The organism is Trueperella bernardiae, assembly GCF_030246965.1.
Taxonomy (GTDB): Bacteria; Actinomycetota; Actinomycetes; order Actinomycetales; family Actinomycetaceae; genus Trueperella; species Trueperella bernardiae.
In genome coordinates this window covers 350,531-374,980 of record NZ_CP127099.1, presented here as the reverse complement: position 1 = coordinate 374,980, position 24,450 = coordinate 350,531, and the positions used below count along the sequence as shown (strand labels likewise).

General features: G+C 67.0%; 18 protein-coding genes. 5 read left to right on the top strand and 13 right to left on the bottom strand.

Annotated features, from left to right (window positions below):
• Position 1: 1 nt before the first annotated feature.
• Positions 2-958: a bile acid:sodium symporter family protein gene (locus QPC17_RS01710; RefSeq protein ID WP_285347404.1), complete on the bottom strand. Its 957-nt coding sequence runs from the start codon at positions 956-958 to the stop codon at positions 2-4.
• Positions 959-1,024: 66 nt separating this feature from the next.
• Between QPC17_RS01710 and rfbA the strand changes: the two genes are divergently transcribed.
• On the top strand, positions 1,025-1,891 hold the full coding sequence (gene rfbA, locus QPC17_RS01705) for a glucose-1-phosphate thymidylyltransferase RfbA (protein WP_285347403.1): 867 nt from the start codon (positions 1,025-1,027) through the stop codon (positions 1,889-1,891).
• Positions 1,892-2,023: 132 nt separating this feature from the next.
• Here rfbA and QPC17_RS01700 read toward each other — a convergent pair whose 3' ends face one another.
• Positions 2,024-2,611 carry a bile acid:sodium symporter family protein gene (locus QPC17_RS01700; RefSeq protein ID WP_062613625.1) on the bottom strand — a complete coding sequence of 196 codons (588 nt, stop codon included), beginning with the start codon at positions 2,609-2,611 and terminating at the stop codon, positions 2,024-2,026.
• 25 nt (positions 2,612-2,636) lie between these two features.
• Positions 2,637-3,488: a dTDP-4-dehydrorhamnose reductase gene (rfbD, locus tag QPC17_RS01695; RefSeq protein ID WP_062613626.1), complete on the bottom strand. Its 852-nt coding sequence runs from the start codon at positions 3,486-3,488 to the stop codon at positions 2,637-2,639.
• Between the two features lie 122 nt (positions 3,489-3,610).
• Between rfbD and QPC17_RS01690 the strand changes: the two genes are divergently transcribed.
• Positions 3,611-5,806 (top strand): N-acetylmuramoyl-L-alanine amidase, encoded by a 2,196-nt coding sequence (locus tag QPC17_RS01690; protein WP_070448075.1) that lies wholly within the window; start codon positions 3,611-3,613, stop codon positions 5,804-5,806.
• On the opposite strand, the gene QPC17_RS01685 is transcribed toward QPC17_RS01690, so the two are convergent.
• Positions 5,803-7,683: a hypothetical protein gene (locus QPC17_RS01685; protein WP_070446335.1), complete on the bottom strand. Its 1,881-nt coding sequence runs from the start codon at positions 7,681-7,683 to the stop codon at positions 5,803-5,805. The two genes, QPC17_RS01690 and QPC17_RS01685, sit on opposite strands and share 4 nt — an antisense overlap.
• Positions 7,680-10,187, bottom strand: coding sequence for a glycosyltransferase (locus QPC17_RS01680; RefSeq protein WP_276787152.1), 2,508 nt, complete (start codon positions 10,185-10,187; stop codon positions 7,680-7,682). The genes QPC17_RS01685 and QPC17_RS01680 overlap by 4 nt, the downstream gene beginning before the upstream one ends.
• Positions 10,188-10,229: 42 nt before the next feature.
• On the opposite strand from QPC17_RS01680, the gene QPC17_RS01675 reads away from it, so the two are divergent.
• Together QPC17_RS01675 and QPC17_RS01670 are read left to right on the top strand one after the other, a co-directional pair.
• Positions 10,230-10,541, top strand: coding sequence for a hypothetical protein (locus QPC17_RS01675; protein WP_062613630.1), 312 nt, complete (start codon positions 10,230-10,232; stop codon positions 10,539-10,541).
• Positions 10,538-11,953: a glycosyltransferase family 2 protein gene (locus QPC17_RS01670; RefSeq protein ID WP_068538814.1), complete on the top strand. Its 1,416-nt coding sequence runs from the start codon at positions 10,538-10,540 to the stop codon at positions 11,951-11,953. Before QPC17_RS01675 ends, QPC17_RS01670 begins: the two co-directional genes overlap by 4 nt.
• An 18-nt stretch (positions 11,954-11,971) precedes the next feature.
• On the opposite strand, the gene QPC17_RS01665 is transcribed toward QPC17_RS01670, so the two are convergent.
• From QPC17_RS01665 to QPC17_RS01640, 6 genes are all read right to left on the bottom strand, one after another.
• Positions 11,972-13,318: a glycosyltransferase family 4 protein gene (locus QPC17_RS01665; RefSeq protein ID WP_062613632.1), complete on the bottom strand. Its 1,347-nt coding sequence runs from the start codon at positions 13,316-13,318 to the stop codon at positions 11,972-11,974.
• Positions 13,315-14,556: an ABC transporter ATP-binding protein gene (locus QPC17_RS01660; RefSeq protein ID WP_244899246.1), complete on the bottom strand. Its 1,242-nt coding sequence runs from the start codon at positions 14,554-14,556 to the stop codon at positions 13,315-13,317. Before QPC17_RS01660 ends, QPC17_RS01665 begins: the two co-directional genes overlap by 4 nt.
• A complete protein-coding gene (locus QPC17_RS01655; protein WP_068538812.1) occupies positions 14,553-15,386 on the bottom strand; it encodes an ABC transporter permease in 834 nt (277 codons plus the stop codon). The genes QPC17_RS01660 and QPC17_RS01655 overlap by 4 nt, the downstream gene beginning before the upstream one ends.
• Positions 15,387-15,457: 71 nt before the next feature.
• Positions 15,458-16,753 (bottom strand): nucleotide sugar dehydrogenase, encoded by a 1,296-nt coding sequence (locus QPC17_RS01650; RefSeq protein ID WP_062613634.1) that lies wholly within the window; start codon positions 16,751-16,753, stop codon positions 15,458-15,460.
• Between the two features lie 113 nt (positions 16,754-16,866).
• On the bottom strand, positions 16,867-17,940 hold the full coding sequence (locus QPC17_RS01645; protein ID WP_082661177.1) for a glycosyltransferase: 1,074 nt from the start codon (positions 17,938-17,940) through the stop codon (positions 16,867-16,869).
• Positions 17,941-18,034: 94 nt separating this feature from the next.
• Positions 18,035-19,999 (bottom strand): DUF6541 family protein, encoded by a 1,965-nt coding sequence (locus QPC17_RS01640; RefSeq protein ID WP_148132427.1) that lies wholly within the window; start codon positions 19,997-19,999, stop codon positions 18,035-18,037.
• A gap of 58 nt (positions 20,000-20,057) precedes the next feature.
• On the opposite strand from QPC17_RS01640, the gene QPC17_RS01635 reads away from it, so the two are divergent.
• Complete coding sequence (locus QPC17_RS01635) at positions 20,058-21,212, top strand: glycosyltransferase (RefSeq protein ID WP_285347402.1); 1,155 nt, start codon at positions 20,058-20,060, stop codon at positions 21,210-21,212.
• Here the strand turns inward: QPC17_RS01635 and QPC17_RS01630 are convergent.
• Both QPC17_RS01630 and QPC17_RS01625 read right to left on the bottom strand, forming a co-directional pair.
• Positions 21,175-22,338 (bottom strand): glycosyltransferase family 4 protein, encoded by a 1,164-nt coding sequence (locus QPC17_RS01630; RefSeq protein WP_285347401.1) that lies wholly within the window; start codon positions 22,336-22,338, stop codon positions 21,175-21,177. The genes QPC17_RS01635 and QPC17_RS01630 overlap by 38 nt on opposite strands.
• A gap of 14 nt (positions 22,339-22,352) precedes the next feature.
• Positions 22,353-24,416, bottom strand: a complete 2,064-nt coding sequence (locus QPC17_RS01625) for a DUF6541 family protein (protein ID WP_285347400.1) — start codon at positions 24,414-24,416, stop codon at positions 22,353-22,355.
• Positions 24,417-24,450 lie beyond the last annotated feature (34 nt).

Sequence of the window (24,450 nt, the reverse complement as noted above, 5' to 3'; positions counted from 1 at the left end):
GTTACTTAGCTACGGCCCCGGACTGGGCGCGGCGGCGGAAATAGAGCGAGAGCAGCGAACCAGAAACGTTGTGCCACACGGAGAAGATGACGCCGGGCAGGGCGGATTCGGGGGTGGCGGCGAAATGGGTCTTACCCAGGGTGGCGGCGAGGCCGGAGTTTTGCATCCCCACCTCGATGCAGACCGTGCGTGCCACGCGAGGGCTGCACCCGGTGGCGCGAGCGGCCCAGTAGCCTATGAGCAGGCCGGCCAGGTTGTGCAAGATGACGGCCACGAGCACCACGCCCGCGGCGCTCGCGATGGCGTCGGCAGAGCCGGGGATGAGAGCGGCGACCACGGCCGAGATGCCGAGCGTGGAGATCCACGGCAGCACGGGCAGCACGCGGTCCACGGCCTTCGGGATAAGCAGGCGTAGTACCACGCCGCCCACCACCGGGATCACCACGGTCTTGAGGATGGAGAGCGCCATGGCACCGCCGTCGATGTCAGTGAACGTGCCCGCCAGCCACTGCACGAGCAGCGGGGTAAAGATTGGGGCGAGCAGCGTGGAGACGGTGGTGAGCGTGACCGACAGCGCCACATCGGCCTTGGCCAGGTAGGCCACCACGTTCGACGCCGTGCCGCCCGGCGCACATCCGAGCAGGATGAAACCGATCGCCAGGCCCTGCGGCAGGCCGAGGATTTTCACCAACGCGATCGCCACGAGCGGCATGATGACGTACTGGGCCGCCACCCCGATGAGCACGGCAAGGGGGCGCTCGGCCACGCGCTTGAAGTCGGCGAGCGTGAGGGTGAGGCCCATGGTGAACATGATGAAGCCCAGACCGGGCGAGATGTAGGGCGTGAGGTGGGAGGCGGTGGCCGGGAAAAGGTAGGCCCACACTGCCCCCGCCACGATGATGGCCGGGAAAACGCTGACCGCGATGAGTGCGGAACGATCCTCAGAGCGCTTCGACATGTGTTCTCTTTCCATTTACCGGCAATTATCACCCATTAGACATCCAATGTAGGCCACAATAGACCCATGCGTGGAATCATCTTGGCCGGCGGATCCGGCACTCGTCTTCATCCGATCACCCTGGGCACGTCCAAGCAGCTCGTGCCCGTGTACGACAAGCCGATGATCTACTATCCCATGAGCACCCTCATGTTGGCCGGCATTTCGGACATCCTCATCATCACCACCCCCGAGGACGCCTCCCAATTCCATCGCCTGCTCGGGGACGGATCGCAGTTCGGCGTCAACCTGTCCTTCACCGTGCAGGAGGTGCCCAACGGGCTGGCCCAGGCGTTCGTGCTGGGCGCGGACTTCATCGGGAACGAGGCGGCCAGCCTCATCCTCGGCGACAACATTTTCTACGGCCCGGGCATGGGCACGCGCCTGCGCCGCAATGTGGATCCCGACGGCGGGGCCGTGTTCGCCTATCACGTGACGGATCCGGAGCGCTACGGCGTGGTCGAGTTCGATGAGGACTTCCGAGCCCTGTCGATTGAGGAGAAGCCGGCCAAGCCGAAGTCAAACTACGCCGTGCCGGGCCTGTACTTCTACGACAATGACGTGGTGGAGATCGCCAAAAACCTGCAGCCCTCAGCACGCGGGGAGTACGAGATCACGGACATCAACAAGGTCTACCTCGAGGCAGGCAAGCTCTCGGTGGAGGTGTTGCCGCGCGGCACGGCCTGGCTGGACACCGGCACGTTCGACTCGCTCGCCGACGCCACCGCCTACGTCCGCACCGTCGAGGCCCGCCAGGGGCTCAAGGTGGGTTCACCGGAGGAGGTCGCCTGGCGGATGGGTTTCATCGACGACGACGGTCTGCGCCGCCGCGCCGAGCCCCTCGTGAAGTCGGGCTACGGGCAATACCTGCTGGACCTCATCGAGCAGCGCTAGGAGCCTCGTGAGGTCGCGCCTGGCAAACGCGACACTAACCGGCAAGATGCGGCACTAAATTACCGTTATTTTGTGCCGCATCTTGCGAAGTAGTGCAGCATTTGGGGGGCGGGCTAAGCCACTGTGGGCGGGCTAGGCACCTGCAGGCTCGCCCGCCGGTTCGGTAGCCGTGTGCTCTGCCGTGCGGCGGTAGAACATGGACAGGAACGCGCCGGAGAGGTTGTGCCACACCGAGAAGATGACGGCGGCGAAGATGACCGCTCCTGCCGTGGCGAAGGCCTGCGACGAGCCGGGCACCACGCCGATCACCACGGCGCAGATGCCGAAGGTGGAGACCCAGGGCAGCACGGGCAGGATCTTGTCGATCACGCGCGGGAGGATGAGGCGCAGGAGCAGGCCGCCGAGCACGGGAACCACCACGGTCTTGACGATGGAGATCGCCATCGCCCCGCCGTCGATGTCCATGATCGTGCCTGCCATCCACTGCACGAGCAACGGGGTCATGATGGGGGCCAGTAGCGTGGAGACGGCCGTCATGGTGACGGACAGGGCGACGTCGGCCTTGGCCAGGTAGGAGATGACGTTCGACGACGTGCCACCCGGCGCCGAGCCCACGAGGATGATGCCCACGGCCACCGCCTCGGGCAGGTTGAGGATCTTGACGAGCGCGAGCGCGATGAGCGGCATGATGACGTACTGGGCCAGGACCCCGAGGAGCACCGGGAGGGGCCGGGCGGCGTCGGGCTTAGTCGATGTCGGCGAGCACGGCCGGCGCCGCGAGCGCCCAGCGCTCCTTCCAATCCCCGATGGGGGCCACGCCGATGGCGCCGAGTGAGTCGTGGGCGAGTACGGAATACGACGGCCGAGGCGCGGGCCGGTTGAAGGCCGCGGCGGTGGTTTCCCCCACGATCGCCGGGTCCTTGCCGTAGGCGGCCACGATTTCCTTGGTGAAGCCGTGCCAGTTGGTCTGGCCAGAGGAGGTGCCGTGGTAGATGCCGGAGGGCGCGCCGGCTTGGACGAGGCGGACGAGGAGGTCGGCGAGATCGCGGGTCCAGGTGGGTTGGCCGATCTCATCGGTGACCACGGACAGCTGCGGGTGGGTGTCGGACAGGCGCGCCATGGTCTTGGGGAAGCAGGCGCCGTGGGCACCGTAGAGCCAGGCGGTGCGGACGAGGAGGTAGTCGCCGGTTTCGGCGCGGACGGCCCATTCGCCGGCGGCCTTGGTGCGCCCGTAGGCGGACTTGGGTGCGATCGGGGCGTACTCGCCGTAGGGGGCCTCGGCGTCGCCGGCAAAGACGTAGTCGGTGGAGATCTGGATGATGCGGGCGCCGAGTTCACGAGCGCGCCGGGCGAGCAGCTGGGGGCCGACCGCGTTGACGGCGAAGGCCTGGGCCTCGTGCTCTTCGGCCGGGTCCACGGCGGTGAAGGCGGCGCAGTTGACGATCACGTCGGTGGCGCCGAGTTCGGCCACCGAGGCCGGGTCGGTGATGTCGATCTGTGGCTGGTCGAGGGCTGTGACCTCGTAGCCGCGATCGCGGAGGATTTCGGTGAGGTCGGTGCCGAGCATGCCGGCGGCGCCAATGACTGTCCAGTGCATAGTTCTCCTTGGTTTTTCACCCAGTCTATCGCGGCCTGTGACGCGGGCGTCTTATCCTTGCGACGGGTGTGAATATTGTTTAGATTGTGACTCGTGTGACTTTCAAGCACAGAAGGATTCTCATGAAAACCACGCTCTCGCTCGCCCTCAGCGCTCTCCTCGTTGCCCCTCTCGCGGCCACGCTTCCCGCGGCCCCCGCGGATGGGGAGCCGTCCGCCTACGTCGTCGACCTCCTTGCCGCCCCGGCGCTCGAGGAGCCCACGACGCCGGAGCCGGACTCGGCCCCGGACCTTACGGATGAGACCACGGCTCCCGCGACCAGCGAGGAGGCCGCGCCTGATGACGGGGCGGGCGAGGACGCCGTCGGGAAGCCGGCCGAGGCCCCGAAGACGGACGCACCCGAGCTCGACGCGCCCGAGCAGGACGACGCGACGGCGGCGCCAGCTGCCCTGGCCCCCGGCGAGCTCGAATTTGACCTGGTGACGGAGCCGATGGAGACGAACGACTTCCTCGTGGCCGGTGTGACGTGGGAGGGCGCGTCACCCGAGGCGGTGGAGATCCGGACCCTGACCAACGGCGAGTGGGGCGAGTGGTACGCGCTCGACATCGAGGATGAGGGCGAGGGAACGCCGAGCACCGAACCTTACATGGCGGCCGGCTCGAGCGGTATCCAGGTGCGTGTGGCGGGGGCGAACCGGACCACGTCGCTCAGCCTTTCGCTCAATACCGGCGAGGGCACGGGCGGCACGGAGGAGCCGGCCGACGTCAGCGAGCCGGAGGTCACCCCCGAGCCCGAGACGGACCTCGAGCCGGCCACGAACGTCGACTCCCATACCGGGGCCGCGTTCATGCCGGCGCTCCTGCGCACGGACTCCACGTTCACCAATGCCGCCGCCACCGCGTTCGGCAACCCGGCGCGGGCGCCGCAGAAGGTGGACATCGCCGCGCCGAAGGTGATATCGCGTGAGGAGTGGGGTGCGAAGAAGACGTCGTGGCCGCCGGAGACGGTTAAGCTGAGCGGCGCGATCATCCACCACACGGCCGGAAATAACGTGTACACCGAGGCCCAGGGGCCCGCGATCGTCAAGGCGATTTGGAACTACCACGCATTCGGCCGCGAGTGGGGCGACATCGGCTACAACTTCCTCATTGACAAGTACGGCAACATTTACGAGGGCCGCACGGGCTCGCTCGCCTCGGCCGCGGGCCAGATGGTGATCGGCGCCCATGCCGCGCCCGCCAACACAGGCTCGGTGGGCATCTCGGTCATGGGCAACTACACCTCGATTGACCCCACGCAGGTCTCCCTCGATTCGGTGGCCACCGTGCTCGCCTGGCAGTTCGGCCGCGCCGGTTTAGACCCGTTCGGCACCTTCATCTACACCGACCACTCGGGCGTCAAGCGCTCCATCAACGCGATCAGCGGTCACCTTGATGTCGCTGCCACCGCCTGCCCAGCCCGCATTTATCCCAAGCTCGGCCAGATCCGCGCCGCGGTTGCCAAGCTCATCTCCGACAAGCAGGCCGCCCCAGGCACTCCGAATACTCCGAGCTACGTGGACGTGCCGGCGACGGCGGCATACAGCTACTCTGCCCAGTCTGGGCACGGCTGGCCCGCCACTGACGTGTGGGGGCTGGGAGACGCCAACGACGACGCTCTGGCCGATCTCCTCTTGCGCACGGCCGACGGTCGGCTCCTTTTCTACGCCGGGCGCGGCGAGGACCAGTTCATGCCCGGCCACCAGATTGGGCACGGCTGGCAGAACATGGCGAGCCTGGTGACCGGCATCGACTTCGACGGGGATGGGATCAACGACATCCTCGGCATCCACGCCGACAAGAGGCTGTACTTCTACCCCGGCAACGGCACGGGCGGCGTCAACCCCGGCCGCCAGATCGGCCACGGCTGGGCCTTCACCCACGTGTTCGGGGTCGCGCAGGGCCCGGGTGGCAAGCCGGCGCTGGTGGGGCTTAAGGTGGGTGGCGACCTTTACATTTACGCCACAAACGGCGCGGGCTCGTTCACCAAGACCTCCCACCCGGCGGGCAACTACGCTCACCTCAAGGGCGCCACGTTCGTGGGCGACTGGAGCGGCTCGGGCTACTCGGACGCGATCGCCATCGGCGCGGACAACAACCTCTACTACTACGCTGACATCACCGAGGGCGGCTACGGCAAGCGCGCCCGCATAGGTAGCCGGTGGAACGCGATGGCCCAGCTCGAGCTCGGCTACTCCGAAGGCAACCTGCACCGCTTCTACGCGATCACGAAGGGTGGGTTGCTCTACACCTACGGCTACGAGAGTAATCCCCGCTAGCGTCGGTAGATGAGGTACTCCCCCACCTGGTCCACAAGCTCGAAGCCGGCGTTTTCGGCATAGGGTTCGAACGAGTCGCCCGGGATGACGATCACCTGCACCGGGTAGGTGTCGAGCACGGCTTGGAGGTTGGCGTAGGCCTCGTCGCCCGGAGAGCTGATGAAGTAGTCATAGGCGCTTTGATCAACAAGGTCCCAGTGGTAGTAGTCCGAGTGCCACGTGGTACCGAAGCGGGTGAGTACCGAGAGCGAGTGGACATGCGGGGCGTAGACGCGAAGGATCGAGGCCACATAGTGGCGCCGATGCTTGAGCTCCACCCATTCGGGCGCAAGGACGTCGAGCGGCTCACCGGCCGCCATGTCCTCTAGGCGCTCGGAAAGCTGGGCCGTCTCTTTGGGGATGAGGTGCGGGTTGGCGGCCATAAAGCGGTAGGTCCCGATCGGATTGCCATACACGGGAACAGTGGAGGCCACGGCACCAAGCCCGAGCACCGCTGCGACCCCCAGTTGAAGGACGGCCTGCCGACGCACGCGCGCGAGCGCCAAAACGAGAGCCACAAAGCCGGCGATAAGGAGCGTGTAGTAGGCCGTGGTCTGGGCGCGCAGCGCCACGAAGTCGCTCATCGCCACGACCTCGAACACGTCGTTGACCTCGGGCACCGCCATCATCACGAACACGACGACCAGAACGATCCCGACGCGCAACCACTCCCGGGTACGGAAAAGCACTACGCCGGCGATCACCGCCGCCGCGGCCAGCCACACGAGCGGATTCGTGAGGTTCGCGATGAAAACCTCACTGACGTAGCCGTTGGTCGCAGGCGCCCCGGCCAGGGTCACGCCCGCGCCCGCGAAAAAGCCGATGAGCACCACCCCGCCGAAGGCCGCACGGCGGGTGCTAGTGAAGGCGTATGCCACGAGGTATCCCACGCCCGCCACGAGGATGACGGGCAGTGCAGCGGCCGCCTTACTGACGAGCGCCACGCAAATGACCGCCACCTGTGCGATCTGCCTCCAGCCGATCCGGCGCGCGGATAGGAACGGCGTGATGATCCACAGGATGCCCATCACCCGCACGATCGACCCGCCGAACCACATGGCCGAGTTGAACTGCCACAGGTCCTGAGCGGCGAGGATGTGCCAGTCCTCGATCGTGCGGTATTCAAAGGCAAAGAGGAGAAGGATCGAGGCGGCGTACTGGTAGAGGCCCTCGCGCGGCGGCTTTCCGAGCGAGCGGCCGAGCTCACGGGCGAACCACGCGATCGAGGCCGCGGCCAACAGGTAGTGGAACGTATTGAGCGTGGCGCGCATGAAAACCACCGGGTCGATGCCGGTGAGGTAGGCGTACACGCCCATCTCGGTCTGCACCGAGGACAGGTGGTAGGGGTTGAATCCCGGGGCGAGGTTGACGAAGCCCGTCCCGTAGATCATGTTGAACGGGTCCTCGGCCTGCGCGATCCCCGCAACTTTAAGCAGGTAGTAACCGTCGTCGGTGTTGTTGTTATTGAGGATGAGGTCGGTCTGCAGCAGGTAGATCGCGAACAGCGCCGCCGCCAGCACGAACAGGAAGTAGTTCTCGGCCAGCCACCGCCTTAGCGGCAGCGCCGTGGCCACCAGCCCGTGGCGCACCCACGCCACCGCCGTGTACGACGCCGTCGCCACACCTACCGCCGACACCGCCACGAGCGCCGGGGTGAAGGACAGCTCGAGGATCTGGATGGGGATCACCGCGAACGCGATGAGGAAGCTGTGCGCGATGTATCCGACCACAAGGTTTTCGGCGAAGGTCGAGGCGTCCTTACGCAAGGCAGAGCCGAAGCCATAAAAGAGAAAGACGAAGAGGGCGAAGATTCCCGCTCCCATCAGGTGGTCAATCATCGTCGCCCCCGCATCACGTTCGCAGCCTTCGCCGCCGTGCCGACCACCCCGTTCACCCGCAGGGAGTGGACGGTCTTGAGCCCGGTCATCCGCACGGTGTCGATGAGCTGGTGACGGACTTTTGGAAGCTCGTAGCGCTCGAGTACGGCCGCGGCGGCCGCGGGCGGCTCGTCGTCGTAGACGGGCGGGAAGAGGAAGGCGGCCTTGTGGCCGCGGCGGACCACGTGGCGCCAGGCGTCAACGAGGATCGCCTCGTAGGCTCGGCCCTGCAGGTCCGGCGAGAGGCTGAGCAACGCCGCCCGCTTGGCCTTGCGACCCATCCGCCGCCGCGCGGTCTCGTCCAGTAGGGCCTCGATCGCGGCAACCCACTCGTCCTCGCCAGACGCGAGGAGCCCGGTGGCGCCGTCGTCGATCGCCTCCCGGAAGGGCTGGGAGGGCGAGGCGACCGTAGGGGTCTCTACGAGCGCGGCCTCCAGCCACTTGATGGCGGACTTGGCCTCGTTGAAGATCGAGCCGGCGGTGAGCGGGGCGAGGTTGATGTCGACGTCGCGCAGGTAGCCCGGCAGCTCGTACCAGGGAACGAACGGCAGACGCACGATCCGGTCCGCGTACGGCTCGAGCGCCGCGCTTGGCTCGACCAGCCCGCCGAGCCACAGCTCCACATCATGCGCGCCCAGCACGCGCGCCACGGCCCCCTCGACGGAGGCCCAGTCGGCGTCGTGAGTCTTCGTGCCGGAGAAGAAGCCGATGCGCAGGCGGCCGGGGGTGCGCTCGCGACGGCATGCTTCTTCCGAGACGACGCCGAGCAGGTGGCCGATGCCGTTGGAGAATCGATGGGCGGGCACGCTGAGCAGGCGCTCCCCCTCGGCCGAGACGGTGTGGGTGGAGCCGACGAAGTAGTCGCAGTGGTCGAGCGTGGTGCGGTAACGGTGGATGCCGCGGATCCACAGTTCGCGCTCCGCGTCATCCAGGCTGGCAAGGTTGTCGAGGCCGGCCACGATGCCGGGATCGAAGATGAGGTCGTCCACATCTCCCAGGATGGGGATCGGCCGCTCTGCGGCTCGAATGTGCTCGATCAGCTCGAGGATCTGCGAGGTGGCGGGCACCCGGTAGAGGACCACCGCGTCGGCGGCAAGCGCGCCCGCTTCGAGCGCCGGGTCGCGGTAGTGCATCACCCGGGCGCGGATGCCACGTAGGGCGAGGGCCTCGGCGGGTAGGTGGGCCCGGTAGCGGGCCATCGCGCCCTGGATACCGATCACGAATACCACGTCACGGATTGCGGCCGCCACGCCGGCGCGCAGGATGGCATCGTCCGGCTCGGCCAGGAGATCGGGCGTGGGGCGGGCGAGGAGGCGGGCGTAGTAGCCCTCCACCTCGTCGATCTGCTCGTCAACCGTGCGGATCGGGGATGCCGAACCGCGGCCCGCGAGCGCGCTGGCCACAGCCGGGTCGGCCAGCTCCTCGAGCGCGGCGCGCAGGTCGGCAGCCGATCCGGAGGCGACCAGGCGGCCGTTCTCCTCGTCCGCGATCGCCTCCTCGGGGCCGAAGGAGTCGGTGGCGATCACGGCCATGCCGGCCTTCAGCGCCTCGCGCGTGACGATCGAGTGCGACTCGCGCATGACCGAGGGCAGGATGAGCACGTCGTGTTCGGCGAAGACACGCGGCAGGTCCTCGCGCCCGTAGGCGGGCCGGCTGGTCGCCCACTCAGGGAAGCCGTCGGCGGGCGTGTTGTAGAGGTCGAGCACGGTGCCCTCCGGCACGCGGGCCCCCGCGCAGGCCTCCCTCAACACCTCGTACCCCTTCATGGCGGCGTCCCCGCCGGTGTACATGAACCGCACGGGCCGCGCGAACGGCTCCCGGGCCTCTCCCGCGACGGCTTCCACCCCGTTCTCGTTGACGCCCGTACGTTCGATCGGCACTCCGTTGGCTATCATGAGGTCGCGCGCCGAGCGCGAGGGGAAGAGGACGAGGTCGGCGAAGCGTAGCTGCTGGGCGAGCCAGGCGTTACGCTCCTCTAGGTGCGTGCGGCCAGCCGCGCACTGGCAATCCCCCGCCGACACCACCGGGATACACGGCTCCCCCGAACGGTCCACGAGGAACTGCCGCGCGCACGTCCACCAAAAATCGTGCATGGTCACCACCACGGCGCACCCGTGATCGTGGGCGATCTTCAGCGCGCCCGCACCGATCGTTTGGATCGAGTGGAAGTGGACCACGTCCGGGCGCTGGCGCTCGAGGAACTCCTCGAAGGGAGCGTACATCGCCCGGTTGTCCACGTTCTTCGCGTCGAACCAGGCCAGCGCGTTGGAGTTACCCACCCACCGCACGGCCACCTCGCCCTGCCGTTCGTCGATCACCTCGCCTGGCTCGGCTCCCAGGCGCCCAGCGAAGACGCTCAGCTCATGCCCGCGCCTCGTCAGCTCAGTGGCGAAGCGATGCGGGACAAGAGCGCCGCCCGAGACGAAGTCGGGCGGGTAGTGGGCGGTGACCTGTAGGATCTTCATGCTCCGATGCTAACAGCCCGCGCGGACCGTAGGATGGTGCCCATGAGTGATGACAACGATTCCCTGCTGCGCCAGGCCCTGGCCGAGGAGGCAGACGAGGTGCGCGCGGCCAGCTCCGCGCTCATCGACGCCGAGCTTGAGGCCAAGCTCGCCCGCGCCTACGCCGACATCCGCGAGCGCGACGCCACGATCGCGGCCCTCACGCAGCGCGTGGCCGAGCTGGAGATGAAGAAGCTGCACATCCCGAAGTCCGCGGTCGAGGTGGTCAAGCCGATCGTGGATAAGCTACCCGAGCCGATGGCGAAAGTACCCTACGCCGCCTACCACGGCCTGAAGAAGCTGGCGCGCCGATGAAGGTGCTCGCGCTCCACGCCGGGCCAGCCAGCACCGATATCCCCGCCTGGGCTGCCTCGCTGCCGGCCGGGTGGGAGCTGGTGCGCGCGGAGGCGGGCGAGCACGGCGCCCCGCGCCCCAAGGACGTGACCTTCCCCGAGGATGAGCTGGTCTGGCTCCTGCCCGCCGGCGTCTCCCCCGCAACGGGCGCCATCGAGGCGCTCAGCGTGTGGCTGGCTCGCTCGCCCGGGCGCCCGGCGAGCGCGTTCTACGGCGACACTCTAGCCGCCGGTCACCCGCTCACCCGCCCGCGCGCCGAGAGGTACGCGCTGTGGGCGGCGGCCTCCGCTGGCGACTCGATCGTGGTCCGCGCCGGCCTCCTTCGCGCCACGCTCGCCGCCCTGGTGGATCCCGCCGAGTGGTGGTACCAGCTGCGACTCGCCGCCATCGACGACGGTCTGGAGCACATCCCCGTCTTCCTCGACTCCTGGGACGCCCCCGCCACCAGCGCCACCGACGCCGTCTTTGCTCCCGGCGTGGGGCCCGCGCCTTTCAGCTGGGCCGCCCGCGCCGCCGTGCTCGAGGCCCTGGCCTACGTGCGCGCCTCCGAGCGTGCCACCCCCGCCGGCGCCCGCCTCGCCCTGGGTGGGCCCACCGACCAGGCTTCCGTCTCGGTCATCATCCCCTCGATCGGCACCCCGATCACCACGCCCGAGGGAATCGAGCCCGCGCTCCTGCGCTGCCTGCGTTCGCTAAGCGAGACAACTGAGGTCAAAGAGATCATCGTGGTGGCCGGCCCGCGCATGCCCGAGACGGTGCTCGATCAGGCCGCCGACTTCGGTGTGCAGGTGGTACGCGTGGCGGGCCAGTTCAACTTCTCCGCTTCCATCAACGCCGGCGCCGCCGCTGCGAGCGGCACCCACCTCCTGCTCCTCAACGACGACGTGGAGGCGACCTCCCCCGGCTGGCTCGACTCCCTGCTCGGCCTGGCCACCCTTGGCGATGTGGGGGCCGTGGGCGCCCGCCTCATGTTCCCGGGCGGTACAATCCAGCACGCCGGGATCGTGGTCAGCCCGCGCAACCTCGAGCCCAACCACCTCTATATGGGCCTGCGCCCGGAAGACATCGCCGACCCCGTGGCCAGCGGCCTCGCCCACTTCCTCGCCGTCACGGGCGCCTGCCTGCTCGTCTCGCGGGAGAATTTTCACGCCGTGGGAGGGCTTACCGAGGAGCTGCCGCTCAACTACAACGACGTCGACTTCTGCCTCAAGCTCCACGCCTGCGGCCTGACCAACCTCCAGGACAACGCGGTCTCGCTCATCCACCGCGAATCCACCACGCGCACGCACGTGCTGACAGACAAGGAGGCTGGCTGGATGGCCCAGTGGGAGCCGTGGATCGGGCAGGACCCCTACGTCAACGTCTGGGGCTAACCGCGCTGGACCGCATACTTAGTTGCGCGTGAGGTATCGCCGCACCTGCGCGGCCGTGGCACGCAGGCCGCGCTCGCGCACCGAGCGCACCGCCTTGCGCGCCAACACCCGGTACCCGCGCCCAGGGCCCGGGCCCTGCTCCCCCTGCCCGCGCCGGCCGAGCGGCCGGTCGGCAGCCTCCCACGGGTCGCGGCAGTAGGCCGCGAGTGCCGCCAGGGTCCTCTCCCATGTGAAGTCCGCCGCCACCTCCGCGACGTTTCGGGCGCAGGCCGCGCGTTCGGCGTCGTCGGTGAGGAACTCCCGGAAGGCCCGGGCCATCGCGTCCGCGTCCTGCGTGGGCACCGCGCGCCCGAGCCCGCGCTCGGCCACGAGCTCGGCGAAGAAGTCGCCCTCGCTGGTCACGATCGGCAGCCCGGCCCACAGGTAGTCGAGCATGCGAGTGCGGAAGGAGAAGTCGGTTTCCAGGCCCGGAAGGTGGGCGGAGACGGCCAGGTCGGCGTCGAGAAGGTAGTTGTGCCGGTCGGCGTACTCCACCCACTCCTCGTTGAAGAAGACGTGAGTGTCGGTCAGGCCCAACCGGTCGGCGAGCTCGCGGGCGTTGCGCAGCATTTGCATCTCGGGCACATCGGGGTTGGGATGCTTGGCGCCCATGAACAACAGGCGGACGTTCGGCACGTCGGCGCGCACGGCGTCCACCGCGCGGATCACGGTTAGCGGGTCGAACCAGTTGTAGACCCCGCCGCCCCACACGATCACCCGGTCATCCGCGCCGATCCCGTCGATCACCCCGCGTACCGCCGCCCGTGTCCGCACCGGCGGTGTGGAGGAGATTCCGAAGGAAACGACGTCGATGAGGTGGCGCAGCTGCGGATCATCATCGTAGGTAAGGGGGTTGATGCGGCCCAGCGCGGCGAGGTGGCCCAGCCACAAGTCGCGTTGCTTGTTCGAGGCGCACAGGAAGAAGTCCCCGCCGCGCACCTGTGCGTTCAGCTCGCCGAGCGCGTGGTCGATGGCGCGCTGGCGCTCATCCATCGGGTGGAAGCGCTCCACCTGAAGGGACTCGATGTGGAACGGATCGTACAGGTCCACCACCAGCTTGAAGGCGGAGGTAGCCAGCCACGGGAAGGTGCGCACCAGGTATCCCTGGATGATGACCACGTCCGGTTGCCCAAGCTCACCGCGGAAGTCCTCCACGCGCGTGCGGCGCAGCCGAAAGCCCTCCCCCTCGCGCTCGACCGCACCGAAGGTGAAGACCTCCACCTCATGCTCGGAGCTCAGCAAACCCGCCATTTCCCACACGCGGATGGCGGGGCCGGCCATCTTCTGGCCGAAGGTGTCAAGGGTGACGATCGCGATCCGCATCATGCCTCCAAGTGTGGCTTGCCGGGGCGTCCCCAGTGGTCCTGCTCGTCGCGGCCGGGCATCGACCAGCGCCCATCCAAAATCACATACCCACCCGACTCGAAGGGCACGCCGTTGCGCACCGCGATCCCGTTCGCCTCGCGTACGTAGTCGTAGACATGCTCGGTAGTCGTGTTCACCACCGAACCGTCGATCGTGTACAGGCCCGGCTGGAGCACCAGGTTCGGCACTCGCAGGTCGATCGTGCCCGGACCCTCGATGAAGTCGATGTCAAAGTGCTGGTCGCGGGTGTTGTTGCCCCACAGGTAGGTGCCGTCGTTGGAGGACAGGGAAAAGCCGAAGACGGGCCGCTCGATGCGCTCGTGGGCGGTGTAGTGCAGGCGGAAGATGAGCTCTTCGCCCGTGCGCACCGAACCCATCACCGGGCTGCCGTCCCCGCGCAGCACCTCCACCTGGTCCACGCGCGCCTCGCCGCTTCCCCAGCGCACGCGCCCCGCATCGTCAATGCCGGTGAAGAAGCGGGTGGAGTCGGCGTAGTCGTCCAGCACGTCCTCGGCCGGGCCCACCTTTTGCAGCACGCCCTCCTTGAGCCACGCGGCGTGATCCGCCATTTGCTTCAGCTGCGGAACGGAGTGGGAGACGACGACGACCGTGCGGCCCTCATTCTTCAAGTCCACGAACTTCTTGGTGCACTTCTCCTGGAAGGCCGCATCCCCGACGGCGAGGATCTCGTCCACTAGCAGGATGTCCGGCTCGGTGTGGATTGCCACGGAGAAGCCCAGGCGCACGTACATACCAGAGGAGTAGTTTTTGACCGGCTGGTCAATGAAGGCCTCCACGCCGGAGAAGGCGATGATCTCATCCAGGCGGGCGTCGATGTCGGCGCGGGACATGCCCAGGATAGAGCCGTTGAGGTAGATGTTGTCGCGGCCCGACAGCTCGGGGTGGAAGCCGGAACCGACCTCGAGCATGGCCGCGATCTTGCCGTTGCGGGTGATGGTGCCCGAGTTGGGCACGAGGATCTTCGCGATGCACTTGAGCAAGGTGGACTTGCCCGAACCGTTGTCGCCCACCAGCGCGAACGTGGAACCCTGCGGCACGTCAAGCGAGACACCCTTGAGTGCCTGGAAGTCCTGGTGGACGGAGCGACGCCCGCGCATGATGGCGGACTTGAGCGTGTTGTTGCGCTCGGAGTAAATCTTGAAGGACTTCGTGACGTCCCGGACCTCGACAGCGTTCACAGCACCTCCGCAAGGTAATCCTGGCGCTTGGTAAACGCGTGCCAACCCCAGACGAACACCACCGCGCTGGCCAGCGCCATGATGCCGAACACCGGCCAGTCGGGCCAGCGCCCGTCGTAGAGCAGGTTGCGGAAGATCGCAGCGAAGTGCACGAACGGGTTAAGGTTGTAGATATCGATGATCGAGATCGGGCCGATGATCGGGCCCACCGAATCCGAAACGTCGCGCACGTACGTGACCGGGTAGACGATCGGGCTGGCGTAGAAGCCGAGCTGGAAGAGGATCCCCATGAAGTGTTGCACGTCGCGGAAGTACACGTTCGCTATCGCCGCGAAGAAGCCAAGGCCGGTGGCGAAGAAAGCCAACATGAGCGTGGTCACTGCCACGATCGGGATGTAGATGAGGATGTTCGAGCCGAGGATGAGGATCGCGATCGCCAGGATCGCCAGCTCGAGGGCATGCTGGTAGAGGGCCGCGGAGGTGTTGGACACCACCAGCACCCAGCGGGGGAAGTAGACCTTCTTGATGAGGTTTTCGTTCCCCGTCACGGCGTCCATCGCGCCGTTAACCACGTTGGAGAAGAACGTCCAGGGAAGCAGCCCGCACAGGAGCCAGATGACGAACAGGTCCAGCCCCGAGGGCGACCCTGGCGGCACGTTGACTCGGATGACGATTGCGAAGACGAAGCTGTAGACGATCATCAGGGCGATCGGGTTGGCGAGCGACCACAGTTGCCCCAGGGCCGTGCGCTTGTACTTGCCCTTGATCTCGCGCAGCGTGAGATTGCGAAGCAGCTCCTTTGAGCTTCGCACTTCCTCAAGAATCGTCACGTGGTTATGTTCCTTGGATCTCTTTAGGGAAGCCCGAGGGGCGCGCGTGGCGCCCCTCGGGCTTATGCGGTCTAGTTCGCGTCGCCGATCACCAGGCGCGGGGTTCCCACCCACAGGGCCGGGTCGGTCACGCGGCGGCCATCGAAGAGCACCTTGATGCCCGGGAAGTCGGCAGGAGTCACGCTCTTGTACTGGGCGTGGTCGGCCTGCACGACGACGGCGGCCACCTCCTCGCCCAGGTGGTAGGCGTCCCAGCCGAACGTGGCAAGCTCCTCGTCGGTGAACATCGGGTCGTGGACCGTGACCTCGGCGCCGCGCTCGCGCAGCGCGTCGACGGTGGCGAAGATGCCGGAGAACGCCGTCTCCTTCACGCCACCTCGGTAGGAGGCGCCGAGTACGGCCACCTTCTGGCCCTTGAGGTCGCCGAGCAGGGACTCGACTCGGCCCACCACGTATTCGGGCATGCCAGCGTTGTACTGGCGAGCCGTGCGCACGATCGACGCGTCCGGGTCCGTGGACAGGTACAGGCGCGGGTAGACCGGGATGCAGTGCCCGCCCACCGCGATGCCCGGGCGGTGGATGTGAGAGTAGGGCTGGGAGTTACAGGCGTCGATCACCCGCTGGACGTCGATGCCCACCGAGTCGGCGTAGACGGCGAACTGGTTAGCCAGGCCGATGTTGACGTCGCGGTAGGTGGTCTCGGCCAGCTTGGCCATCTCGGCGGCCTCGGCCGAGCCCATGTCCCACACGCCGTTCTCGCGCGGCAGGTCCGGGCGGTCGTCGAAGGTGAGCACGGACTCGTAGAACTCGATCGCCGCCTTGGTGCCGGCCTCGCTCAGGCCACCCACCAGCTTCGGGTAGCGGCGCAGGTCTTCGAACACGCGGCCGGTGAGCACGCGCTCCGGGGAGAAGACGAGGTGGAAATCCTTGCCCTCGGTCAGGCCCGAGATCTCTTCGATCATGGGCTTCCAGCGGCCACGCGTGGTACCGACCGGCAGGGTGGTCTCGTACGAAATAAGGGTGTTCGGGGTGAGGTGCTCAGCCAGGGACTTCGTGGCCGCGTCCATCCAGCCGAAGTCCGGCTCCCACGTGGCATCGTTGACGAAGAGTGGCACCACAAGCACGATTGCCTCAGCATCCGGGATCGCCTCGGCGTAGTTGGTGGTTGCGCGGAGCTTGCCGGCCGGAACCAGCTCGGAGAGCTTCTCCTGCAGGTGGGCCTCGCCCGGGAACGGCTCGGTGGCCTCGTTGATGAGGCGCACGGTCTCCTCGTTCACGTCCACACCAATGACCTCGTGGCCCATGTCGGCGAACTGGACGGCGAGCGGCAGGCCGATCTTGCCCATCGCGATAACAGCAATACGCATAATTCACTCCTTATTTGGCTGATATAAGACTACTGCACCTGGCCAGGTGGCGCCGCTATCTGCGCATCGCTGGCAAGTGAGATGCGCTAATTGGCCAGCGCGAACGCCGGCGCTCAGCGCAGGACCCTGGCGACCTCGGACGTGCGATCCAGCCACCGCTCGGTATTGCGCACCTCGCGGGCGCGGGCCTGCAGAGCGGCAAGCTGGTCGGGGTGGGCGAGCCAGGAGCGTAGCAGCGCCTCTAGCGCATCGGCGTCGTAGTCAAGAGCCACGCCCACACCCAGACGTTCGCACTCGCGGCCCGCGTGCGTGTGCTTCGTGGTGATAACGGGCTTGCCGAAGGACAGCGCCTCATAGAACTTCATCGGCGCAGCGAACTCCCGGTATTCGCTCGGCTCAACGAACAGTAGCGCCGCCGAGGTCTCATCGTAGAAGGCTGGCATCTCTTTGTTGGAGGCATGAACGATCCGGATGTTGTCGCCCATGTATTGCCAGTAGTCTGCCTTGACCGAGTCCCATCCGGCCTTCGGGAAGCACGCCGTCAGCCGCACCTCGGGCACCCGTTTGACCGCCTTGAACAGCTCCTCCATCCGGTAATGCGGGCCGATTCCCCCCACGTAGAACAGAGACAGCTGGTCGGGATAGGCGGAGTCGACCGGCGTCGTCCCGGGGGGAAGCGGCGTACACCGCCCGGAAAACGCAGGCAACAGCGTCCCCATCTTCGCGGTCGGGACAAACAGGTGGGCGCCCGTCTTGTCCATGAGCGCCAGGTCGAAACGGTACAGGATCCGCATGATGAACTTTCGTAGCGGCGCCACCGTGGTGAGCTGGTCGGGGAACATCCAGTACACGTCACGGTAGAACTGGCCGAAGGGGATACCGTGGCGCTTGAAGTAGGCGAAGATGCGCGGCTCGATCAGGGGATCGACTCCCTTCTTGACCGACGTGGCCAGGCAGTTGGGGGACGTGGAGGACTCGGAGTATGCGAAGGCCACCTTCTGGCCCGCCCTCACCCGTTTCTTCAGCTCGGAAAAAGCGCGCCGGCGCTCGTTGGGGTTGCCGACAATCTCATGGACGTCGTAGTTCTCGCGGAACGCCTGAAGCATGCGGGCGGGCCGGACGCGCGAAGCGCTTGAGGCGTTCCAGTCCATCGGGTAGGGAGCGTGGTAGACCATCAGTTCTTTCATCACACGATTCCTCACGTCATTTCCGCGGGCATGTGCCGCCACATTGCCCGATCAACACTAGCATTAAAGCCGTCGCCTTCCGGGGGATTCGGCGCTAATCGGTGGTCGCCGGATGCGCAGCCGCCAGGCGATGAGGATTCGCCCACCAGTTCGTGGGCTGGATCGGTCCACACCCGGTAATCTTCCACAGGGTTCCCCCGCCTGTGCTGGCGATTTCTTCCAGTCCGTTTGTGGCGCCGTAGAGTCCTGGCCAGGTCTGCGCCCGGTCCTTCTTCTGGAAGAGGAGCGGGGCATCGGAGTAGTAGTACCCGATTCCGTAGGTGTGCAGGATCTCGCACACCTTCGGGTCGAGGCTGGCAAAGTTCTGGCGCAGGTAGTCGGCGTCGGGATCTTTCGCGCGGTAGTTGACCTGCGGGAAGACGACGCCGATCCGCGAGTACGCCGGTCCGTAACCGATGCCGGTAGTTGGGTCGCCCAGGATGACCGAGTCCGGGGGCACGAGCTTGTCGAGCGAGGACAGTAGCTCGATCTCGGCGCGCGAGTCGATGATCTTATCGTGACCGATCGGCGGACGGGCATCGGCATAGAGGCTAGCCCTCAGACCGCCACCAATCAGGAAGGAGGCGAGCACGACGACGCCAAACCTCCAGCCTCGCACCCACTGCTCGAGTGCGAGGGCAATGAGCGGGGCCGTGAAGATCGTCTGGATGGCCATGGCCCGCTTCGGGTCGTGGTACCAGATGCCGGCGATGTCCGAGAACACATTACCGTCCACGTAGGCGCCGAACACGATGAGCCACTGCGCCAGCCACGCCACCAAGAGCCAGCGCCCCTCGCTCACCCGCCACGCCGATCGCGCCACGAACACCACGGCCGCTACCGCAATAACGACGCCGATCACGCCGGCCACGACCAGCGCCACGGGCACGTCCGCGAGCTGCTCACGCAAGGTATTAAGGCGTTCGGCTGTGTTCCAGGAGCGCGGGTGCGGGCGGGCGAGGAAGAGTTGCACGCGCGGGTGGAGGCTGAGCAGTCCGCCCACCAGGAGAACGGCGGCGCTGAGCACCGCGAGCACCGCCCAGATCCGCGAGCGCTCCCGCATCCCGCGTACTGTACCCACCACGATGAGCGCGCCCGCGATGGGGACGAGCGGCCACAGGGCGGCGAACACGGCGCCCGGGTGGGCGAGCCCCATCCCGACGCCGGCAACGACAATCAGCGTGACCGGGGCAACGGCGTCGCGGGCCCGCATCGGCAGGGAACGCACGGCAAGGATCCCCACGGCGTAGATGGCGGGGATGACGGCCACGGCGATGGCGTTGGGCCAAAAGCCGCGCGCGACTGTCATGAAGTTCGGGAAGTAGGGCAGGATCGCCCCGACGATCGGTGCGGCCACCCCAGCGCGCGGGCGGCCGGGGAGTGCGGCGCGCACGAAGGCATCCATGCCCACAAGCCAGACGATCGGAATCACGACGTAGGCGAAGGCATGCGAGGCAAGCAGGATGTGGGAGTTGCCGAAGAGGGCGAGGAGCGCGTGCCAGACCACGGGGTAGGTGGCGGGCGCGGCACTCACGCCGTAGTTCCAGCCCATCGCGGACAGGGCGGAGGCGTCGCCCGTGTGGACGATCGCGTTCACCCCGTTGTAGTGGAACATGGGGTCGGCCTGTGAGCTGGGGACGTTCGGGTCGATGAGCGCCAGGATGGGGGCGATGAGGAAAAGGGCAGCGAGGACGAGGGCCAGGCGGCGCGGGCGATCCACGGCCCGGTCCCTCAGGGACTCCCACGCGGCGTTGACGGGCGCCATGCCGCGCCGGCCGAGCGCGCAGACACCGGCGAGGAACGCGGCGGCGCCCAGGAAGACGGGCCACCCCCAGCGGATGCCGGCAGCATGCGCCGCGATTCCTCCGAGCCCCACGGCAGCGAAGCTGAGCGCGGGGGCAAGGACGAGCGCGACGGCGCGCGAGGCGCCCCCGGCGCGTGCGGTAACGAAGCCGGGAAGATAGCAGGCGGCGGCGATGCCGGCGGCGTACGCCATCAGGCCCAGATAGTCGATGATCATGCCCACGCGGTTCCTCCTTCGGGTCAAGACTAGCGGAGCCCCGCGCTATGCTTAACCCATGACTCCACGGATCCTCGTCATCTCTTTTTCCAAGATCGCCTCGGACGCACGCGTGCTCCGGGAAATTTCTGTGGTGGCTAAGCACGGCCACGTGACCACTGTGGGTTACGGCCCCAAGCCCGCGGGTTCGGATGAGCATCTTCAGCTGCCGGACAAGGCCGTCTCTCTGCCGCAGACCCCGCTCGGCGTGCTCAAGCTCGCACTGCGCATGCACAAGTCCGTGGAGTTGGATGCACCCGGCACCCGTGCGGCCCTCGCGCTCATCGGGGATCGCACCTTTGACCTGGTGATCGCCAACGACGCCCGGGCCCTGCCGCTCGCGTTCGCCGTGCGCGGGCAGGCACCCGTATGGGCCGACCTGCACGAGTGGGCGCCCGAGGAGCGTACGCACGTCACCTCCTGGCGCCTGCTCGTGGCGCCGTTCATGGACTACGCTTGCAAGACATATCTTCCGCAGACCGCCGCCCAGTCCACGGTGGGTGAGGAGATCGCCTCGCTCTACCGCGAGCGCTACGGGGTTACTCCCAGGCTCGTGCGCAACATGGCACCGTTCGCTGACCTCGAGCCCAGCCCCATGCGCGAGGACGGGGTCATCCGGCTGGTCCACTCCGGCGGCGCCGTGTTCGGGCGCAACATCGAGGCGATGATCGCCGGGGCCGTGGACGCGGGCGATAAGGTCACGCTTGATCTCTACCTCATCCCGGCGAACGACGGCGGCGCCTACCTGCGCAAGCTTAAGGAGATCGCCGGCGATAACCCGCGCATCACCTTCCACGGCCCGGTCAAGCCGGACGAGCTGCCCGCCACGCTCAACGCCTACGACGTGGGCATCTTCTGGATCCCACCGTTCAACACAAACGCCCGCCTGACGTTGCCCAACAAGATCTTCGACTTCATCCAGGCTCGGCTCGCCGTGGCCGTCGGACCCACCGTGGAGATGGCGCGGCTCGTGAAGCGCTACGGGCTCGGCCTGGTGACCGAGGACTTCGAGCACGACACGATCGTGAATGCCATCCAGAGCCTGACGCGAGAGCAGGTGGAGCAGTGGAAGCGGGCCTCGACAGCCTGCGCGCGCGAGCTCTCCTTCGAGAACGAGTCGCGTACGATCGACTCGATTATTGGCGAGTTGCTCGGGGGCTCAGAGCCCGCTTGACGCCCTCCAGGGCCGTGCGGCCCGTCTGCCGCAGCGAGTGGGACTCGACCACCCACGCCCTTCGGCGCCGGCGATCCTCATCGCCCCGAGGCTTCTCAAGCGCGGCCAGCATGGCCGAGGCGACCTCATCGACGTCGTAGGCAACCACCGCCCCCAGGCGCTCGCTGACGATCGGCTCGCGCAACGGGCCAGGGCCACAGTAGACAACGGGGGTGCCCACCGCCAGGGCCGAGTAGACCTTGGTCGGCATTGCGAAGTCGTAGCCGAGTCCCGGCTTGATCGACACCAGCGCGCTGACCGCACCGCGCTGCCAGGCGGCCGCCTCCTGCGCATCCACCCGGCCCAGCTGGGTGATGACACCCGTGGGTAGCTCGCGCGCGATCGCGTCGATCGCCTCGGCCGAACTGCCTTGGCCGAGGTACACGAGCTTCGCATCCGGGCGCTGGGCGTGAACCTTGCGCATGGCCTGGGCGAAGATTTCCGCCCCCTGCCACTCAGAGGCCGTCCCCGCGTACACGAAGTACGGCCCCTCGGCGTCGGCAGGCGTGGGGCCTTCCATCGTGAACACGTCGGTGTCAATCCCGTTGGTGGCCACAGTCACGTGCGTGTGGCCGAGCTCGCCGAGGCGGGCGGCCACCGCGTCGGAGACGGTGACGACATGCGCCGCTCCCCCGATAGCCCAGTTCTCCACCCAGCGCAACACCTTGACCACCGGCGCGGGCGCGGAGGTCTGTGCCGCGTCCGCCCAGATGTCCGGCACGTAGTAGACATAGGGGATGCGACGGATCGTGCAGGCGATCCGCGTGAAGAAACCGGTGGTGGGCGGCGGCTCGCAGATCACGACGTCGGGGCGCGGCACGGCGAGCAGGCGCACGAAGGCCGGCAGGTCAAAGCTCATGTAGGGCAGGTAGCCGCGCACATACCCCTCCGAGTCACGGAGCACGCGGCGCCGGCTGACCCGGATCCCCGGCTCGTTGCCCGTCTCGGTCAGAGCGTTGGGGATGTCGCTGGTGATAACCAGCGTCTTACCGCCGTCCTCGGCTATCGCCCGGGCGAGGGCGCGCAGGCGGAAGCTCGCAGCGGCCGGCTCGGGCACGTAGATACGGGAAACGATGACGCACTTCATTCGTGCCTCCATTCCTAGTAGATGTCCGGCCCCACAAAGTGGATACCATTGCGCAACTGAAGCGGGAGATTATCTGGGATATTACCCGTGAGAGTCTCCAGATACGACCGGGTTCGGGTAACGAGGTTCCAGCGCTGGAGGGAGGGAACCTCGTACTGGCACGCGTCAATTTCCCACAGCTTGGCATCGCCAGCCTGGGCGAGAAGCGTGAAGCCGCTCGTGTCGACGTCGTAGAACCCGGGCATGACCTCCCTGCGGTCCACGCCCTTGAAGGTGATCGGTGCGTCCTCGTAGAAATAGCGGATGCCGTAGTAATTCAAGACCTCGCACACGCGCTTCGAGGTGTGTATCTGGTTAAAGGAACGGGCGAGGTAGTTGCCGTCGATGTCAAGGTCTCGAATGTTAATCTGGCTCCAGACGGAGGCGACGTCGCCGAAGGCAGGCGCGTAGACGAGTCCCGTGGTCGGGTCGCCCACAATCACCGCGCCCTCGGGCACGTAATCGTCCAGGGACTCGATGAAGTCGAGCTCCTCCTGGCTCTGAATCAGGCGATCCTCGCCGACGGGCGCCTTGAGTTCGCTGTAGATCGAGGGCACGCGCAAGACCAACGATCCGGCGAAGATCACCACGGCGGCTCCCCCGATGTAGGCGCCCCACGCGCACGGCTTCCGGAGCGGCGCGAAGCGGTTGCCGAGCAGCTCGAAGAGGTGGTGCATCGCCAGCGCGATGAGGAGCGAGGCGAAGATGGTCTGGACCGCAAGGAGCCGGTACGTGTCGTGGTACCAGATCCCCGCAACCCGGGTGAAGAAGCCGATCGGGAGCAGCGCCCCGAGGATGGCCAGCCACTGTGCCACCCACGCGGCCAGTATCCACCCCTGGCCGGCGCGTACGGCTCGTGAGGCGCCCCACGCGAGTGCAATCAAGATGAGCGCGGCGAGTCCGAGGTTAAGCACCAGGTTTGTGCCCGAAGAACTGAGGATGATCGATGTGATGAGGCGGCGCGGGACGTCGGTGAACTCGCGAGTGAACGGGCGCGACATGTACTGCTGCACGCGCGGATGCAGGAAGAAGAGGAGGGCGACCAGAGCGGAAAGGATGAGGCCCGCGGAAATGAGGGCCGTGACCTTGTGGTCCGCGTTGTGGCGGATTCTGCGGACCAGCACGCCCACCACCCACACGAAGGCGGACGGGACCCCGATCCACAGCAGGGTGAACAGGACACTGGGGTGCGCAAACGAGGCACCTGCGATAGCGGTGAGCAGGATGAGGGCGAGCCTCAGGCCCACGCGGCTCCTGTGATCACTGAGCCTCACCTTTCTCATGGCGACGACACCGAAAGCCATGACTGTCGGGAGGATCGACAGGGCGAGGGAGTTCGGCCAAAAGCCGGTGGAGATCGTCAGATAGCCTGGAAAGACGGGGAAGAGGAGAGACGCGGGTGCCACCAGTGCGGCAACGGCGGGGCGACGCTCGAACAGCACGCGGCCCAGTGCGGCAAGGCCGATCACCCACAGCAGGGGAACGAGTACGTAGGCCAACGTGTGGCTCGCCACCACCACCCCGGAGCCCGTTGAGGCGAGGGCGACCACAGCGGCCCATGCCGGCGGGTAGGTGATCGACTTGACCAGGATCCCGTACAGACCCGCCATCCCGCCGAGCATCGAGGCGTTCTCGTTCATCTCGACCGCGCGAGCACCGTTGTAGTGGTACATGGGGTCCGAGTTTGGGTTGAGCGTGTCCGGTGCGACCTGCGCCAGCACGGGGAGCACGAGCGCGAGGAACGCGATGAGCGCACCGGTGGCGAGCAGCAGGTAGGACGATCGCGACCACGGATCCGGGTGTCGAGGATCTGTCGTACCCTTGCCGACGACGACGGCGCCCAGGAGGGCGGAGAAGACCCAGGTGCCCACCGTGAAGGCGATGACGCTCCATAGGTTCCACGGCAGCTCGAGCGCGCCGAAGATCACGCCGCTCACGCCATAGATGGCCAGCGACCAGGCGGGGCTGAGCAGAAGCGACCATCGCGGGGATATCCGAAGGAAGAGGAGGTTGACAAATCCCGGGATGACCAGGACCAACAATAGGAGGCTAAACGCTGGAATGGCGTGCACC

Excerpts from the sequence above, each read along its gene's own strand:
- QPC17_RS01710 (WP_285347404.1), bottom strand. The coding sequence starts at position 958 with ATGTCGAAGCGCTCTGAGGATCGTTCCGCACTCATCGCGGTCAGCGTT.
- rfbA (WP_285347403.1), top strand. The coding sequence starts at position 1,025 with ATGCGTGGAATCATCTTGGCCGGCGGATCCGGCACTCGTCTTCATCCG.
- rfbD (WP_062613626.1), bottom strand. The coding sequence starts at position 3,488 with ATGCACTGGACAGTCATTGGCGCCGCCGGCATGCTCGGCACCGACCTC.
- QPC17_RS01690 (WP_070448075.1), top strand. The coding sequence starts at position 3,611 with ATGAAAACCACGCTCTCGCTCGCCCTCAGCGCTCTCCTCGTTGCCCCT.
- QPC17_RS01685 (WP_070446335.1), bottom strand. The coding sequence starts at position 7,683 with ATGATTGACCACCTGATGGGAGCGGGAATCTTCGCCCTCTTCGTCTTT.
- QPC17_RS01680 (WP_276787152.1), bottom strand. The coding sequence starts at position 10,187 with ATGAAGATCCTACAGGTCACCGCCCACTACCCGCCCGACTTCGTCTCG.
- QPC17_RS01675 (WP_062613630.1), top strand. The coding sequence starts at position 10,230 with ATGAGTGATGACAACGATTCCCTGCTGCGCCAGGCCCTGGCCGAGGAG.
- QPC17_RS01670 (WP_068538814.1), top strand. The coding sequence starts at position 10,538 with ATGAAGGTGCTCGCGCTCCACGCCGGGCCAGCCAGCACCGATATCCCC.
- QPC17_RS01665 (WP_062613632.1), bottom strand. The coding sequence starts at position 13,318 with ATGATGCGGATCGCGATCGTCACCCTTGACACCTTCGGCCAGAAGATG.
- QPC17_RS01650 (WP_062613634.1), bottom strand. The coding sequence starts at position 16,753 with ATGCGTATTGCTGTTATCGCGATGGGCAAGATCGGCCTGCCGCTCGCC.
- QPC17_RS01645 (WP_082661177.1), bottom strand. The coding sequence starts at position 17,940 with ATGAAAGAACTGATGGTCTACCACGCTCCCTACCCGATGGACTGGAAC.
- QPC17_RS01640 (WP_148132427.1), bottom strand. The coding sequence starts at position 19,999 with ATGATCATCGACTATCTGGGCCTGATGGCGTACGCCGCCGGCATCGCC.
- QPC17_RS01635 (WP_285347402.1), top strand. The coding sequence starts at position 20,058 with ATGACTCCACGGATCCTCGTCATCTCTTTTTCCAAGATCGCCTCGGAC.
- QPC17_RS01630 (WP_285347401.1), bottom strand. The coding sequence starts at position 22,338 with ATGAAGTGCGTCATCGTTTCCCGTATCTACGTGCCCGAGCCGGCCGCT.